Origin of the sequence: Martelella sp. AD-3, from assembly GCF_001578105.1 — a bacterium.
Classification (GTDB): domain Bacteria; phylum Pseudomonadota; class Alphaproteobacteria; order Rhizobiales; family Rhizobiaceae; genus Martelella.
The window spans coordinates 3,207,529-3,222,946 of the sequence record NZ_CP014275.1 but is presented as its reverse complement, the minus strand read 5'-3'; the positions used below and the strand labels follow the sequence as shown (position 1 = coordinate 3,222,946).

Here is a 15,418-nt window from a genome sequence, read left to right as displayed (position 1 = left end):
GGGCGCCAAACCTCAAAGGCTCGTGCGCGACCTGAGCGCCGCCACCAGTGTGCCCTCGTCCAGATAGTCGAGCTCGCCGCCGACCGGCACGCCATGGGCGAGACGGGTGACCTTGATGTCCATGCCTTCGAGCTGGTCGGTGATATAGTGAGCGGTCGCCTGGCCCTCGACCGTGGCGTTGACGGCGATGATCAGTTCCTTGACCTCGCCGGTCTTCACCCGGTCGACAAGGGCGGCAATCGTCAGGTCGTCCGGCCCGATGCCGTCAAGCGGCGACAGCGTGCCGCCAAGCACGTGATAGGCGGCATTCAGCGCCGCCGCTCGCTCCAGCGCCCAGAGATCGCCAACGTCTTCCACGACGATGACCAGGCTCTGGTCGCGGGTCGGATCGGTGCAGATCGTGCAGGGATCGGCGGTATCGACATTGCCGCAGGTCGAGCAGATCTTCACCTTGTCATAGGCGTCCTGCATTGCGCCCGACAAGGGGCCCATCAACTGGTCGCGCTTCTTGATCAGGTGCAACGCCGCGCGCCGCGCCGAACGCGGCCCAAGCCCCGGCACCTTCGCCAGAAGCTGGATCAGTTTTTCGATTTCGGGACCGGTGACTCGTTTTGCCATAAGGGCGCTTTAGCCTATCGAATGCCGGATTGGAATGATCATCGCGTCGCGATCGCCGCCGCCGCGCTGCCGATCATGCCGGCGGAGATGCGGTTGGCGATCTTCATGGCGCGCGGGCTTTTCAGGAAACGCCGCGCCTTGGCGGCCATGAAGACCCAGGAGAGGTCGACAATCGCGAGCACGACCAGAAGCGTTGCCGTCAGTTCGACCCAGCCGAGAAGCGTGACGCTGCCGAGGTCGATGATGGTCGGCAGGAGCGCGACGTAGAACATCATGATCTTCGGATTGCCGAGCGTGACGCTCATGCCGGTCAGGAACATCTTCCAGCCGGAACCGGCGCTCGGCAGACCCTCGCCGTCTGCCGCCGGATCGGCGGTCCACATCTTCCACGCCAGCCAGACGAGATAGGCGACGCCCGCCCATTTGATGGCGATGAAGACGTCGTGGAAGCTCGAGGCCACGGCGACCAGTCCGAAGACGGCCAGCGTCAGCCACAGCGCCTCGCCCAGCCACATCGCCGCCATGAAGGGCAGCACGTCGCGGTGCCCGCGCGAGAGCACGCGGGCGACAAGCGCCGCCACGCTCGGCCCCGGCGAGCCCGCGGCAACGAAAAGCGTGATGGCGAAAAGGGCGAGCGCGCCGATGGTCATGGCGCGATCCTAGAACGGCAGCTTCATGCCGGGCGGGATCGGCAGGCCGGCGGTCAGTTCCTTGGTCATTTCCTCGGCCTTCTGCTCGGCGCGGTCCTTGGCATCGCGATGGGCGGCGACGATCAGGTCCTCGAGCATTTCGGCGTCGTCCTCGGAAAGCAGCGTCGGGTCGATCTTGATGGAGATCATCTCGCCCTTGCCGGTCATCTTCACATTGACCATGCCGCCGCCGGAAACGCCATCGACCTCAACGGCCGCAATGTCCTGCTGCAGTTGCTCCATCTTGGCCTGCATTTCCTTCATCTTGCCCATCATGCCCATCAGGTCGCGCATGGTATTCTCCTCATTTTCTGTTCAAAATCAAAAGGTTCTCTATCACTCGTCGAGATCGTCTTCGGGAAGGACGTCGCCATCCTCGTTGACGGCGGCGTCGGGCAGGCCGTCAGCGCCGCCTTCCGCAGTCTCCGTCTCTTCCGCCCGCACGCGCACATCGGTGATCCTTGCACCGGGAAAGAATTTCAGGATCGAGGCCACTTCCGGATCCTCGCGGGCATCGCGGAAAAGCTTGTCCCGCGCCGCCGTTTCCGCCTCCACAAGCGTTGCCTCGCCCTTCTCGCGGCTGAGGCTGACGAACCAGCTCTCGCCCGTCCATTCGCGCAGCTTCGCGCCGAGTTCATTCAGAAAGGTCTGCGACGCCCCGTCTTCCAGATTGACCTCGAGCCGTCCGGACTCAAGGCGCACGAGGCGGACGAAATTGCGGATCTGCGCGCGGATCAGCGGCGCGCGGTGTTTGGAGCAAAGGTCGGTAATGTCCTGCAGCGACTTGATGGCGGAAGTCTTCGGCGGTTCCGGCGCGCTGGCCGCTGCCGGTTCGGGCGTCGGCTGCGGCTCCTCCTCCACCGGTGCGGCCTGTTCGGGCTCCGGCCGCGGCGTTTCGGAAGTCTGTGGTCGCAGCATGGTGACCGTCGCGGAGGGCCGTGAAGGCTGTTCGCCGGTTGTCGAGGCGGAGACCGCGCGGGCGCTCGTTGCGCCATTCGTCCCGCCACCCTGGGGCGACGGCGCGGAAGGGCGCGACGGCGGGATTTGCGCCTCGCCGCTTTCAAGCGCCAGCAGGCGGCGCGCGGCATCCTCGGGCGAGGGCAGGTGCGCGGCGTGCGTCAGGCGGATCAGCACCATCTCGGCCGCGCCATAGGGGCGGGCGGCGTTTTCCGTTTCGGGAATGCCCTTCAGCAGCATCTGCCAGATGCGCGACAGGGCGGAAACGGCAACGCTTTCGGCGAATTCACGGCCCTTCGTCCGTTCGATCTCGCTCAGCGAGACATCATCGGCGCCTTCCGGCACATATTTCAGCCGCGTCACCAGATGGGTGAAATCGGCAAGGTCATTGAGCACGACCACCGGATTGGCGCCGGCTTCGTACTGCGCCAGAAACTCATCCAGCGCCGCCTTTACGTCGCCGCTGACGACATGGCCGAACAGGTCGACGATGCGGGCGCGGTCGGCAAGGCCGAGCATGGCGCGCACGGCGGCGGCCTCCACATGGCCGTTGCCGTGGGAGATGGCCTGGTCAAGCAGGGAAAGCCCGTCGCGCGCTGAACCCTCGGCCGCGCGCGCGATCATCGACACCGCCTCGTCCTCGATCGTCACGCCTTCCTTGGCCGAGATCGTCGAGAACAGCCGCACCAGGTCGGCGGCGGGAATGCGGCGCAGGTCGAAGCGCTGGCAGCGCGACAGCACCGTGATCGGCACCTTGCGGATCTCGGTGGTGGCGAAGATGAACTTCACATGTTCCGGCGGCTCTTCCAGCGTCTTCAACAACCCGTTGAAGGCCTGGGTGGACAGCATATGCACTTCGTCGATGATGTAGACCTTGTAGCGCGCCGTTGACGGCCGGTAGCGCACCTGGTCGATGATTTCGCGGATATCGTCGATGCCGGTGTGGGAGGCGGCGTCCATCTCGATCACGTCGACATGGCGGCCGTCCATGATCGCCTGGCAGTGCTCGCCGATCTCCTTCAGGTCGATCGTCGGCTTGTCGACCGTCTCGGTCTTGTAATTGAGGCCGCGCGCCAGAATGCGCGCCGTCGTCGTCTTGCCCACGCCACGCACGCCCGTCAGCATGTAGGCCTGCGCGATCCGCCCGGTTTCGAACGCGTTGGTCAGCGTGCGCACCATCGGCTCCTGGCCGACCATCAGGTCGGAGAAGTCCTTCGGGCGGTATTTGCGCGCCAGGACGCGGTAACCGCTGTCGTCGGAAGCGGTCTTGTTCGGTTCAATCTCGGATGCGTCGTCGGCCATTGCCACTCATATCGGTTGTTGTCCGGCCGGCTTCAACGGCCGGCAGGCGGCGAGCATAGTCGAGACCCGGCGCGGGAGTCACGAAAGCCGCGGCAGTTTGGCAGAGCCGGAGGGGAAATGCACAGGATTTTTGGAGGCCGGCGGCAGGTTCGCCTCAAGGGGCGGGCTCCTGGCAGACATCGACCCACTCGGCCCCCGTGATCTCGGCGATGCGCTCGGGCGCGATGCGCACGGCGGCATTGCGGGCGCCCGCGGCGGGATAGACCACGTCGAAGGCTTTCAGGCTGACATCGCAATAGACCGTAATCGGCTCGGCCAGACCGAAGGGACATACGCCGCCGACCGGATGGCCGGTAATCGCCTCGACCTCTTCAAGCGGCAACATGCGCACCTTGCCGCCGAAGGCCGCCTTGGCCTTCCTGTTGTCAATGCGGGCATCGCCGCGGGCAACCAGCAGGAAGCGTTCGTCCTTGGCCGAAAAGGAGAGCGTCTTGGCAATCTGCGCGGGGGCGACCGCGTGAGCGGCGGCGGCCTCTTCCACCGTGGCGCTGCTTTCTTCCGTCTCTATGATCGCAATATCGGGGGCAGCTTCGCTCAGATGAGCGCGAACGCTGTCGATGCTCATGGGGACGTCTCCGCTTGGGAAAAGGGGAGGGTGGGAGACCGGCACGATGACCCGTACACAACTCGTTGGGGCTGCTTCCTTCCGGACCTGACCCGGTTGGCGAGTGGCACGTCCACCACCAGCCTCCCGGCCGCACATATCGTCAATTTGCCGTTTGAATGCAAGCAGCGCGCGGAAAAAACTTTCTCGGGGCTTGCCTCTCGCACGCTGTTTGACGGTTGTCGCCTTGCGTCCGTTTGATAGACATGTCTGGATAGGGCGAAATCGAGAACCGGAACCGGTCCGGCTCAGGAATGAACAGGGACGACATGCAGGAATTCACGCTCGATGAACGTTTGCGGCGAGACAGCGCGCTGATTACCGCGCTGGGGCTCTCCGAACTGCGGCTGATGCGGGACGGGCGCTGGCCCTGGCTCCTGCTGGTGCCGCAGCGCCCTGATGTCAGCGAAGTGTTCGATCTGGCGCCGCTTGACCAGACCATGCTGACCTTCGAGATCAACGAGGTCGCCAGGGCCCTGAAGGAGGCAACCGGCGCCGACAAGATCAACATCGCCGCCATCGGCAATATGGTGCGCCAGCTCCACGTCCATGTCGTCGCCAGGTTCGAGGGCGATGCGAACTGGCCCGGCCCGATCTGGGGCCATGGCACGGCTGAGCCTCTGGATGAGGACGAGATGACGGCATTGGCGCACAGGATCACGGAGGCGATGGCCCGGTCATGAGGTCGATTTTCGAAAAGGCGGGTCCGCATGACGACCCGAGCGCGCTGACGGCCTTTGCCGGTTGCCGGATCATCCGCGATTCCGAGCATCGGGCGGATGACAGCCTCATCACCGCGGCCCGCACGCCGGGCGCCCGCTTCATCGCCTTTGCCGGCGGCAGGCCTCTCGTCAAGCACGAGCGGCAGGTGCTCGATCCCTATTTCGCCCGCTACGAGATCCTCGATTTGTCGCCGGACCGGGAAAGCGCCGTTCTTCTCGGCCATGACCTCAATGGTGTTCCGCTGTTGTCAATCGAACTCGGGCTAGACCCCGAGGCGCTGCCGGCGCATCTGAAGGCGAGCAGTGTCAGGGCGATCTATTCCGAGGGGCTTTTCGACGAGGAGACGCAAGGGGCAGTCGCGCTGGCCTCCAGCCTCAATGTCTGGGCCCGCAACCATCGCTTCTGCGGACGCTGCGGCGCCAAGGCGGAAGGGGCCGCCGGCGGCTTCCGCCGTCAGTGCACGGCCTGCGGCCATATGATGTTTCCGCGCACCGATCCGGTGGTGATCATGCTGATCGTTGACGAGGAGCGCGACCGTGTGCTTCTCGGGCGCAATCCGAATTTTCCGCAAGGCCGCTATTCGTGTCTTGCCGGGTTTCTAGAGCCGGGAGAGACCGTCGAGGATGCCGTCCGCCGCGAGACGCTGGAGGAATCGGCCATCCGCGTCGGCGCCGTGCGCTACCACGCGTCCCAGCCCTGGCCGATGCCCTATTCGCTGATGCTCGCCTGCTATGCGAAGGCCGAGAGCTTCGAGATCCGCCGCGATGACGCGGAACTCGAGGACTGCCGATGGTTTTCCCGCGAGGAACTCGAAGCGATCGTCGAAGGCCGGCACGAAGGCGGCATCAACGCGCCGCCGGAAGGCGCGATCGCCTTCCGGTTGATGCGTGATTTCCTCGACTGGGTCTGACCCGTGGCCGGTTCGCGCTCGGAACGGCTGCTGGCGTTGCTGCAGGCATTGCGCTCCAGGCGCTACCCGGTCACAGGCGATGCGCTGGCGCGCGAACTCGATGTCAGCCTCCGGACGCTTTACCGCGATATCGCCAGCCTCAGGGCGCAGGGCGCGGCGATCGAGGGCGAGGCGGGCGTCGGCTATTTGCTGCGGCCCGGCTTCCTGCTGCCGCCGATGATGTTTTCGCAAGACGAGATCGAGGCCTTGGTGCTCGGCAGCCGATGGGTGGAGAAGGTCAGCGATCCGAAGCTTTCCACCGCCGCCAGCCAGGCGCTGGCAAAGATCGCAGCCGTTCTACCGCAGTCGCTTTCCGAGACGATCGACGAGACGGCGCTGATCGTCGGTCCGCGCGCCGTGACGGAGGACACTGCGGACATCGCCGCGCTCAGAAGCGCGATCCGCGCCGAGAAAGTGCTTGAAATCGATTATCGCGACGAGCGCGACCAGGTGACCACGCGTGTTATCTGGCCGATCGGCCTTGCCTATTTCGAAAGGGTGCGCATCGTCGTTGCCTGGTGCGAGATGCGGCAGGACTTCCGCCATTTCCGCACCGACCGGATCGCGGCTCTGAACGAGACCGGGCGGCGCTATCCGCGGCGACGGACCGTGCTTCTTTCCGAATGGCGCAGGCAATTGCCGGGCGCATGATGCTGACGGAAACTGTCAGCGATGCAGCCTAAACCTTCTTCGTATCGAAACACGAAACGGAGAAAATCATGTCGGCCATCAATCTTGTCGTGCTTTATGTCGAGGACACCGGAAAAAGCGGCGCCTTCTACGAACGCCTTCTCGGGCAAAAGCCAAATGCGCTTTCGCCGGGCTTTACGGCCTTTCACATGCCGAATGGCCTGATGCTCGGGCTGTGGCGCAAATCCACGGCCAAGCCCGAGGCGGAGGGCGGCCCGGGGATGATGGAAGTCGGGATCATGACGTCGGAGCCCGGCGGCGTGGCGGCTTTCTTCGAGCGCGCGAAAGCCGAGGGACACACGATCCTGCAGCAGCTGGTCACAGCCGATTTCGGTCCCACCTTCGTGATCGCCGATCCTGACGGCCATCGCATCCGCGTGTGCGAACCGGATAGCTGACCGGAGAAGATGCAGGGGGGCGCTCCGGCGTCGCCCCTTGTGGCCTACTCGTCCCCAAGCGCCTGGAGATGCCGGCGCATGGGGTGGCCTTCATAGACGCCCAGAATGCGGACCTTCTCGGAGAAGAATTCCAGTTCCTCCAGCGCGCGCGCCACGGCCGGATCGTCGGGGTGCCCCTCGATATCGGCGTAGAACTGCGTGGCGATGAACTTGCCGCCGATCTGGTAGCTCTCCAGCTTGGTCATATTGATGCCATTGGTGGCGAAACCGCCCATGGCCTTGTAAAGGGCGGCGGGAATATTGCGGACATTGAAGACGAAGGTGGTGACGATCGTCCTGTCCGGCCCGTTGCGCTTCGCGCGGGTTTCCCTGTCGGAGAGGATGACGAAGCGGGTGATGTTGCTGTCGGAATCCTCGACATTCTCGGCGAGGATGTCGAGGCCGTAGAGCGAGGCGGCGAGGCGCGGCGCGAGCGCCGCCATCGTGCGGTCGCCCTTCTCCTTCACCAGCATTGCCGCGCCCGCCGTGTCGCCGGCAATCACCGGGTTCCAAGTGTTGCGGCGGATGATCTTGCGGCACTGGCCGAGCGCGTGGATATGGCTATGGACGGTCTTTATCTCGTCCAGAGAAACACCCGGCAAAGCCATCAGCTGAAAGCGTATCGGCATGAAGTATTCGCCGACGATCGACAGCCTGGAATCGGGCAACTGGTAATGAATATCGGCGACGCGGCCGGCAAGCGTGTTCTCGATCGGGATCATCGCCAGGTCGGCGTCGCCGTTTTCAACGGCGAGGAATGCGTCCTCGAAGGTCTTGCAGGGCAGCGGTTCCATGTTCGGGTACATGTCCCTGCAGGCCATGTCCGAATTGGCCCCGAACTCGCCCTGGAACGAGATGCGGTTGGTCTTCATGATCATGATGCGCCTCCCTTGCCTTCGAGGATCCTGCGCGCCTTTTCGAGGTCTTCGGGCGTGTCGACGCCGAGCGGCACGGTCTTCACGATCTCGACATCGATGCGCATGCCGTGTTCGAGCGCGCGGAGCTGTTCGAGCTTTTCGCGTTCTTCCAGGAAGGAGCGCGGCAGCGAGACGAACCGTTCGAGGGCCGAGCGGCGATAGGTATAGAGCCCGATGTGGTGATAGAGCGGGCCCTCGCCCCAGGGGGCGGTGGCGCGTGTGAAATAAAGGGCGCGCAGCCGGTAGGCGCCGATCGGCGCGCCGACGACCTTGACCACCTGCGGGGCGGTTTTTTCATTTTCATCGGTGATTTCCACCGCAAGCGTTGCGATATCGACATCGGGGTTCTCGAGCGGCCGGAGCGAGGCCTGGATGGTTGCCGGGTCCAGCGTCGGCAGGTCGCCCTGGACGTTGATGACGGTCTTTGCCCTCTTGTCCGGATCGACCTTCTTCAGAGCTTCGAAAATCCGGTCGGAACCCGACTGGTGCTGGCGGCCGGTCATGACCACCTCGTAGCCGGCCTGCTCCACCGCTTCGTAAACGCCCGGGTCGTCAACGGCGATGACAACGCGTCCCATGCCCGATTCGCGGGCGCGGTCGGCGACATGGATGATCATCGGCTTGCCGTCGATTTCGGCCAGCGGCTTGCCGGGCAGGCGGGTTGAGGCCATGCGAGCCGGGATAAGGACGATCGTTTCGTCGGTTTTGTTCATCGCCACTTGCAAGCTCTTCGTTTATTTGCCACTCACAAACCGGAGGAGCGGGTTTCACGTGCCGATGCAGCGTTGCATCGCGGCACCAAAAGACATAGGTTCTTCCAGATTGCAAGGTGATCCGGTAGAGAGGCCGGGTGAAGGGGAGCTGCAACGCAATGAAATTCAATCTCAATATGGTCCTGGCGGCCCTGTTGGGGACGATCTTCGTCCTGATGACGGTGTCTTTCGTGTCCGAGGCGATTTTCGATCCGAGGCTTCCGGAAACGGAAGGCTATGTCATCGCCGTGCCGGAGACCGATGCGAGCGGCGCTCCGGCCAAGGTCGAGGAAACGCCGATCTCCGTGCTGCTCGCCAGCGCCGCGCCGGACGCCGGCGAACGCGTTTTCAAGCGCTGCCAGGCCTGTCACACCGACACGGAGGGCGGTCCCAACAAGGTCGGCCCCAACCTGTGGGACATCGTTAACCGCCCGGTTGCCAGTCACGAAGGCTTCTCCTATTCCGCCGCGATGAAGGACTACGCCAATGGCGGCGAGACCCTGTGGACCTATGAGAACCTCGATGCCTTCATCAAGGCGCCGAAGAAGGATGTTCCCGGAACGGCGATGGGCTTTGCCGGCCTTTCCGACGATGAGGATCGCGCCGACCTGATCGCCTATCTCTCCACCATGTCGAACGACCCCGTGCCCTTCCCCGAGCCGCCGTCGGACGAGACGGCGGACGCGGGGTCGGCGGCGGGCGATGGTTCCGGCGAGGTCGCCGCACCGGCCGAAGGCGGCGAAGCCGCACCCGCTGCAACGGACGGCGCTTCCGGTGATGCCGACGCAGGCCCCGCCAATGCCGAAAGTACGACCGCCGAGCCTGCGCCCGACGCCGAGGCGACGCCGCCCGGTTCCGCGGAGAGCGAACAGCCGGCTTCCGGCCAGTAAGCGGCAACAGCAGGCGGGGCTTTCAGTCCCGCCTTTTTCCTGCTCAATAGCCGAGCAGCAAAACCCAGAAACTGACCGTCAGAACCCCGAGCGCCGTCGTCAGCGTGATCGTTGACGCGGCGATGTTCTTGCCGGTGCCGAACTGGTTGGCGAGCACGAAGGCGTTGACGCCGGAGGGGGCGGCGGCCGTCAGCACGATCCCGGCGATCGTCGAATGCGCCAGGTCCAGCGCCGTGGCGATGAGGAATACGGTTGCCGGCATCAGCACCAGCTTGATGAAGGTGATCGTCGAAAACAGGCCGACATTGCCGGCGACCCTGTACTGCGTCAGCGTCATGCCGATCGCAACCAGCGCGACGGGGGCCGCCATGCCGGCGAGCATGTTGATCACTGTTCCGACCGGTCCCTCGACCGGAATGGAGAAGAGATGCATCAGCGCGCCGGCGGCAAGGCCGATGACGATCGGGCTGGTGACGAGGTTGTAGCCGATCGTGGCGAACACCTTCGCCGGATTGCTGATCGCGCCCCCCTCATGGGCCTTTGCCCGTTCGACCAGCACGGTCGCCGTCACCATCATCACCGGCATGTGGATCGCAAGCACCAGTGACAGCGCGACAAGGGCCGCATCGCCGGCCACATGGCTGACAAGCGGGATGCCCAGAAGCGCGATATTGGAAAAGGTCCCCGAAAGGCCGATGATCACGGCGGAAGCCGGGTCCCTATGGAAGACGATGCGGGAGATCAGCGCCGCCGCCGCCCAGGCAATGGCGACGCCGCCGAAATAGGCGATCCAGATCTTCACCGGCCCGGTATTCTGAAAATCGGCGCTGGCTATGGTGCGCAGGAGCAGGAGCGGCAGGCCGATCTTGAAGACGAAGCCCGTCAGCACACCGGCATTGTCGGCGCTCATGTAGCGCAGGCGGACCACCGCCCAGCCGATCAGGATAAGGGAGAAGATCGGGACGACATTGTTGAAGATTTCATACATGACGGGCTTTCGCAGCGGCAGCGGTCGGAAGGAGACCGCGAGGGAGAACCGCTGCGGCGAAAATGTTCCGCATCTGCGGGGGTGTCAAGCCTGGCGCGGCGCGCGCGGCGTCGGTCCGGCATCTCAGCCCTTCAGCGCGGCGGCCGGAGGCTGGCGGTAGGCCAGCAGGGCCGGAAGCGCAGCAAGGATGGCGGCGACGACGACAAGGAGCAGCGCGTTGCCGGCGTCGGAGCCGACGAAGGCGACGGGCATGTCGACCCCGCGCTCGGCCATGATCGAACGCGAGATCGTTCGCGCCGCGAGGAAGCCGGCGCCATAGCCGATCGCGATGCCGAGGCCGATCAGCGAGAAGAGTTCGAGCCAGACGATGGAGAACACCGCGCTGCGGGGCGCGCCGAAGGCCCTGAGCGCGCCGATCTCGCGCCGGCGCTGGGACACGTGGATGACGGTCACCAGCATCAGCGCGGCTGCGACCAGCGCCTGCGCGCCGATGGCAATTGCCGTCAGCACCTGTCGCGCATCGCCGAGCGTGGCGTAAAGGCGCGTCAGAACCTCGGCCGGGAAAACCGCCACCGTGCCGTCGGCCTCTCGGTATTCCTGGCGCAGCCGATAGGCATCGGCAATCGATTTCGGTTTCACCAGAATGGCGGGCAGGCCGGGCGTCTCGCCCCGGTGCCAGTGCTCGTCGATGGGCGCGGCGGCCTCGGCGCCATGGTGATGTTCGTCCTCGTCGTGGTCCCCGGACGCGTGTTCGTCGGACGCGTGATCATGGTCGCCGTCATGGGGCTCTTCCGCCTCATGGGCGTCGTGGTCGTCATCATGGTGATCCGCCGCCGCGACGACCGCCTCCGCGTGCTGGTGGTCGTCATCGTGATCCGCTTCCGCATCATGATCATGGTCCGCCTCGGTTTCATGCTCATGCTCATGCCCGAGGCCGTGGATGTGCCAGACCGCCTGGATCGGCACCAGGATCGCGCGGTCCCAGGGCGTGCCGGTGGGTTCGGCCCTGCCGGTGACGTGGTAGGCGAGTTCTGTATGGGTGTGGCCCCCCGTCTCGGCCGTACCGTGCATCGGCTTGATCGCGTCGCCGACGGCCAGATCGACGGCCGAGCCGATCACCGCGTCACCCTCGTGGAGAAATATCCCGCCTTCGGCAAAGCCCGGCACGGTCGCCTCGATGAGCGCCGTGGTGGTGCCGACGATCGGATAGCCGGCATAGGAATCGCCGAAGCCGATGGGCGCCGCCCAGGCAACGCGCGGATCGTCATTGAGTTCGGGCAACAGGTCGCCGTCCATCAGCGGCAGGTCGGAGGGCTGCAGAAAGACGGAGGACAGCACCAGCTGCGTTTCGCTGCCGGGCGCGCCGATCACCAGGTCGAACTTTTCCGAAGCCCGCGCCGAGCCGAGCCGCAGCGCACGCTCCTGCAGCGTGATGGTGACGCCGAGCGCGGTTGCAAGGGCGATCAGCAGCACGATGACGGCCGATCCGGCCCACAGGCGTTTCAGATCGGAGAAGATGAAGCGGAACATATCTCAGCCCTTCCGTTCGTCAGAGGCGATCGCGCCGGCCAGAAGCGAGATCCTGCGATCCATCGGCGCCACCAGACGCTCGTCATGGGAGACGATGATCAGCGTGCTGCCAAGGCCCCGCGCCAGTTCCAGCAGCAGTTCGCCGACAACGGCGCCGGCCGCGCTGTCAAGGCTTGCGGTCGGCTCGTCGGCGACGATGATGGCGGGCTCGCGCAGCAGAGCGCGGGCGACGGCGACGCGCTGCATCTCGCCGCGCGACATGGTCTCGACCTTCTGCGCGTGACGGGCAATGCCAACGGTCTCAAGCAGCGTCTTTGCACGATCCAGGCGTGAACGGTCGGCAGCATGGGCGAGACGGGCGGGCAGAAGCACGTTGTCATAGGCTGAGAGGCCGGGGAACAGATGAAAGTCCTGCATGACGAGGCCGATATTTTCGCCGCGCCAGCGATCGCGCCTGCCTTCGGGGAGGTCCGCCAGGTCGATCTCTCCCCAGCGGGTGTGGCCGGTCTTCAGCCTTTCAAGCCCGGTGATGATGTTGACGAAGGTGCTCTTGCCGGAGCCTGATGGGCCGGTGATGGCCACGCGCTCCCCGGGGGCGATGTCGAGGGCGGGGATGGCGAGCACCGGCGCGGAGAGACCGGGAAATGTGACGGCGACATCTTCAAGGCGAAGGGGCAGCATGGGGGCGGCTTTCGGATTTGCGGGCGGGCGGTCAGATGGTTTTGTAGCGCGCGTCTCTCAGGCGCAGCTGGCTGACGAAGCCGGTTTCGGGATCCACCCAGGAACCGCGGTCGAGCCTGCCGGTCACCTCGATCATCTGGTTCGGCTGGACGAAGGTCTGTTTCCTGTCGAGATAGACGACGACGATGTTTTCCGGCCAGTCGGCATCCGAAGAGCAGAACGGGCAGAGCGCCATCGGGATTTCGGAGAGCACGAAGAACTGCGCCTCGGCCTTCAGCGGCGGCGCCATGAAGCCGCGGATCGAAACTTTTTCGCCGGTGAGGTCCTTCACCTTGTCGGAAAATTCGAGGCCGAGCGGACTGAACGAGCCGTAGAGTTCATCGAAATTCAGGTCGGCGGCGGCGGCAAGAGCGGGGCGAAGGGCAAGGCCGACGCCGAGCGCGCTTGCTGCGGCAAGCAGGCCGCGGCGGGAAAAGGGCAGAGTGGTCATCGGATCAGTTCTCCTGACGGGAAAGGACCGGGCGTAAGCCGCCCGGACCCCAGCTGGTTGACAAAGCCTGCTCCAATCTCCGCCGTCATGCTCGGGCTTGTCCCGAGCACCTAAGCACGCCTCTACTCGGCAGGCGTCCCGGACGAGAAGTCATTTGGAATACAACTTCTTCCAAAACGCTACTCCGCTCGTGCGGGATCGTGGTTAGATCCTCGGGACAAGCCCGAGGATGACGTCCGTATAAAGAGTAGGTTCATCGGTAGTCTGAGGACCGGGCGAAACCCGCCCGGTCCCGTCTCGAACGTGAAGCCTACTGCTTCTGGCTGTTGCCGAGGGCGAAGGCATCGGCCAGCACTTCGTAGACGTCGGACTGTTCCATATAGCCCTTGAAGCCTTCGGCGCCGGGGCCGGTCGCCTGCAGGAGAACGTCGTCAACGGCGTGAACGCCGGTCGAGGCGTCATAGGGCAGGTTGCCGGTGCGCAGAACCGCGCCGGGAACATCCTTGTAGGCCTCGTTTGCGACGTAGCGGCCGTTCTCGTCCTTCACGGCCGGCTCGAACGGACCGTCCAGCTTCGGGCGGAAGGTCTCGTAGTAGTCGGGGAAGTTATTGGCGAACATGGCCAGGCGACGCGAGACGTCGACCTTGTCCGGATAGCCGTCGCCGTCTTCGTCCGTGTAGTTCGGGAAGCCGGCGTCGTCATAGGTCATGACCTTGTCGCGCATCTCGTCCGCCTGGACCTCATCGTCGATCGTGCCGATGACCGAGAAGCCGTGGGTGTGGTCGCCGGTGACGACGATCAGCGTGTCCGGATTGGCGTTCATCCACTCCATGGCGGCGCCGACGGCCTGGTCGAACTCGATCATGTCGATGACGGCGCGGTCCCAGTCGAGCGGGTGCGACATCTTGTCGACATTGGCGGCCTCGACCATCAGGAAGAAGCCTTCCGGGTTCTTGGAAAGCTGGTCGATGGCTGCCGTGGTCATGTCCACGAGACCGGGCTGGTTCGGGAACTTGTCGACGCTGCCGGTCTTCAGGAACTTGCGGTCAAGAGTTGAATCCATGTTGCCGGTGTGGAACAGGCCGAGCAGCTTTCCGTCTTGCGTCTTTTCGGCGGAAGCCAGCTCGTCGGCGGAGGTGACGACCGTGTAGCCGGCATCCTGGAACATGGCGATATAGTCGTTTTCGTCCTTGCGCTTGGAGCCGGGGACATCCGACTTCAGGAAGTAGGCGGAACCGCCGCCGAGGACGACTTCCGGCTTCACGTCGTAGAACATGCCGACGATCTCGGCCTTGTCTGCGCGAAGGCGGGTGTGGGCGACAACGGCGGCCGGCGTCGCGTCTTCGATCTCGGCGGTGGAGACGACGCCGATCGACTTGCCGGTCTGGCGGCGCAGCGCCTCGGCAATGGTCTCGACCTTGGGATCGTCCAGGCTGTCGGGCGTGCGGTCGGCATAGACGCCGAGCGCGTTGACGCGGGTCTTGTGGCCGGTCATGTAGGCCGACATGGTGTTGGCCGAGTCGGTCGCGACCGAATGGGTCGAGGAGGTGCCGATGATCGCCATCCGGTCGAGGTCGTCAGCGTTCAGCCGGCCGTCGGCCTTGCCCTCGGTCATGCCCTTGGACATGATGCGGGCAGCCGAACGGTGGCCCATGGACATGCCGTCGGCGACGAAGAAGATGATGTTCTTGGCCTTCGGCATTTCAGGCGTGTCATAGACGGTCCAGGTGACTTCCTTCGTCTCGTCGCCGGCCTTGACGGCAACGGTATAGTCGCCGGCCTCGCCGAGGGCGAGCTCGCGCAGGATCAGGGCGGAGCCGAGACTTTCGTCGTTTTTGCCCTTTTCGTCGGAGACGAATTCGGCGTCAGCGCCGAAGACGTCCGCGTAGGCTTCGCCGTTGACGGTGACTTCGATGTCGCCTGCGTCATGGACCGAATCGAGTTCGACCTTGAAATCGAAGGGCGAGCCGACCAGGATGGTGGCGCGGTCGAGGGGATAGATCGTGGCGGCCTGGGCCGTGCCGGCAAGGCAGGTCGCGGCTGCGAGAAGTGCGAGACGTGCGCGCATGGAAACCTCTTGGTAAAGAGTGTGTGAAGATAGCTGCGCATCCGCGATAGTCCCGCGGCATTACATCTCGATG

At 64.6% G+C, this 15,418-nt stretch carries 17 protein-coding genes and 1 other RNA gene; 5 read left to right on the top strand and 13 right to left on the bottom strand.

What is annotated here, in order from left to right; genetic code table 11:
* Positions 1 to 12 precede the first annotated feature (12 nt).
* The 6 genes from recR to ffs all read right to left on the bottom strand — a co-directional run bounded on the left by recR (position 13) and on the right by ffs (position 4,318).
* Positions 13 to 618 (bottom strand): recombination mediator RecR, encoded by a 606-nt coding sequence (recR, locus tag AZF01_RS14975; protein ID WP_024707575.1) that lies wholly within the window; start codon positions 616 to 618, stop codon positions 13 to 15.
* A gap of 38 nt (positions 619 to 656) precedes the next feature.
* Positions 657 to 1,268 (bottom strand): LysE family translocator, encoded by a 612-nt coding sequence (locus AZF01_RS14970; protein WP_024707574.1) that lies wholly within the window; start codon positions 1,266 to 1,268, stop codon positions 657 to 659.
* Between the two features lie 9 nt (positions 1,269 to 1,277).
* Positions 1,278 to 1,601, bottom strand: a complete 324-nt coding sequence (locus tag AZF01_RS14965) for a YbaB/EbfC family nucleoid-associated protein (protein ID WP_024707573.1) — start codon at positions 1,599 to 1,601, stop codon at positions 1,278 to 1,280.
* 42 nt (positions 1,602 to 1,643) lie between these two features.
* A complete protein-coding gene (locus AZF01_RS14960) occupies positions 1,644 to 3,566 on the bottom strand; it encodes a DNA polymerase III subunit gamma/tau (RefSeq protein ID WP_024707572.1) in 1,923 nt (640 codons plus the stop codon).
* Positions 3,567 to 3,720: 154 nt separating this feature from the next.
* Positions 3,721 to 4,191: a YbaK/EbsC family protein gene (locus tag AZF01_RS14955; protein ID WP_024707571.1), complete on the bottom strand. Its 471-nt coding sequence runs from the start codon at positions 4,189 to 4,191 to the stop codon at positions 3,721 to 3,723.
* A 30-nt stretch (positions 4,192 to 4,221) separates the two neighbouring features.
* An RNA gene (ffs, locus tag AZF01_RS14950) (signal recognition particle sRNA small type) lies at positions 4,222 to 4,318 on the bottom strand.
* Positions 4,319 to 4,499: 181 nt separating this feature from the next.
* Here ffs and AZF01_RS14945 point away from each other — a divergent pair.
* From AZF01_RS14945 to AZF01_RS14930, 4 genes are all read left to right on the top strand, one after another.
* Positions 4,500 to 4,913: an HIT family protein gene (locus AZF01_RS14945; RefSeq protein WP_024707570.1), complete on the top strand. Its 414-nt coding sequence runs from the start codon at positions 4,500 to 4,502 to the stop codon at positions 4,911 to 4,913.
* Complete coding sequence (gene nudC, locus AZF01_RS14940; RefSeq protein ID WP_024707569.1) at positions 4,910 to 5,863, top strand: NAD(+) diphosphatase; 954 nt, start codon at positions 4,910 to 4,912, stop codon at positions 5,861 to 5,863. The genes AZF01_RS14945 and nudC overlap by 4 nt, the downstream gene beginning before the upstream one ends.
* A 3-nt stretch (positions 5,864 to 5,866) precedes the next feature.
* The gene (locus AZF01_RS14935; RefSeq protein ID WP_024707568.1) at positions 5,867 to 6,553 is read left to right on the top strand and encodes a YafY family protein; all 687 of its coding nucleotides are present in this window, start codon (positions 5,867 to 5,869) and stop codon (positions 6,551 to 6,553) included.
* Between the two features lie 68 nt (positions 6,554 to 6,621).
* Positions 6,622 to 6,990, top strand: a complete 369-nt coding sequence (locus AZF01_RS14930) for a VOC family protein (RefSeq protein WP_024707567.1) — start codon at positions 6,622 to 6,624, stop codon at positions 6,988 to 6,990.
* 44 nt (positions 6,991 to 7,034) lie between these two features.
* On the opposite strand, the gene AZF01_RS14925 is transcribed toward AZF01_RS14930, so the two are convergent.
* Positions 7,035 to 7,907: a prephenate dehydratase gene (locus tag AZF01_RS14925; RefSeq protein WP_024707566.1), complete on the bottom strand. Its 873-nt coding sequence runs from the start codon at positions 7,905 to 7,907 to the stop codon at positions 7,035 to 7,037.
* Positions 7,904 to 8,659 carry a 3-deoxy-manno-octulosonate cytidylyltransferase gene (locus AZF01_RS14920; protein WP_036236741.1) on the bottom strand — a complete coding sequence of 252 codons (756 nt, stop codon included), beginning with the start codon at positions 8,657 to 8,659 and terminating at the stop codon, positions 7,904 to 7,906. The genes AZF01_RS14925 and AZF01_RS14920 overlap by 4 nt, the downstream gene beginning before the upstream one ends.
* A gap of 158 nt (positions 8,660 to 8,817) precedes the next feature.
* On the opposite strand from AZF01_RS14920, the gene AZF01_RS14915 reads away from it, so the two are divergent.
* The gene (locus AZF01_RS14915) at positions 8,818 to 9,588 is read left to right on the top strand and encodes a cytochrome c family protein (protein ID WP_024707564.1); all 771 of its coding nucleotides are present in this window, start codon (positions 8,818 to 8,820) and stop codon (positions 9,586 to 9,588) included.
* Between the two features lie 43 nt (positions 9,589 to 9,631).
* On the opposite strand, the gene AZF01_RS14910 is transcribed toward AZF01_RS14915, so the two are convergent.
* From AZF01_RS14910 to AZF01_RS14890, 5 genes are all read right to left on the bottom strand, one after another.
* Positions 9,632 to 10,576 (bottom strand): AEC family transporter, encoded by a 945-nt coding sequence (locus tag AZF01_RS14910; protein ID WP_024707563.1) that lies wholly within the window; start codon positions 10,574 to 10,576, stop codon positions 9,632 to 9,634.
* Between the two features lie 123 nt (positions 10,577 to 10,699).
* The gene (locus AZF01_RS14905) at positions 10,700 to 12,106 is read right to left on the bottom strand and encodes an ABC transporter permease (protein ID WP_024707562.1); all 1,407 of its coding nucleotides are present in this window, start codon (positions 12,104 to 12,106) and stop codon (positions 10,700 to 10,702) included.
* A gap of 3 nt (positions 12,107 to 12,109) precedes the next feature.
* Positions 12,110 to 12,787: an ABC transporter ATP-binding protein gene (locus AZF01_RS14900; RefSeq protein WP_024707561.1), complete on the bottom strand. Its 678-nt coding sequence runs from the start codon at positions 12,785 to 12,787 to the stop codon at positions 12,110 to 12,112.
* Positions 12,788 to 12,818: 31 nt separating this feature from the next.
* Complete coding sequence (locus AZF01_RS14895) at positions 12,819 to 13,277, bottom strand: hypothetical protein (protein WP_024707560.1); 459 nt, start codon at positions 13,275 to 13,277, stop codon at positions 12,819 to 12,821.
* Positions 13,278 to 13,587: 310 nt separating this feature from the next.
* Entirely contained in the window at positions 13,588 to 15,345 is a 1,758-nt protein-coding gene (locus tag AZF01_RS14890; protein ID WP_024707559.1) for an alkaline phosphatase, read from the bottom strand.
* Positions 15,346 to 15,418: the final 73 nt, after the last annotated feature.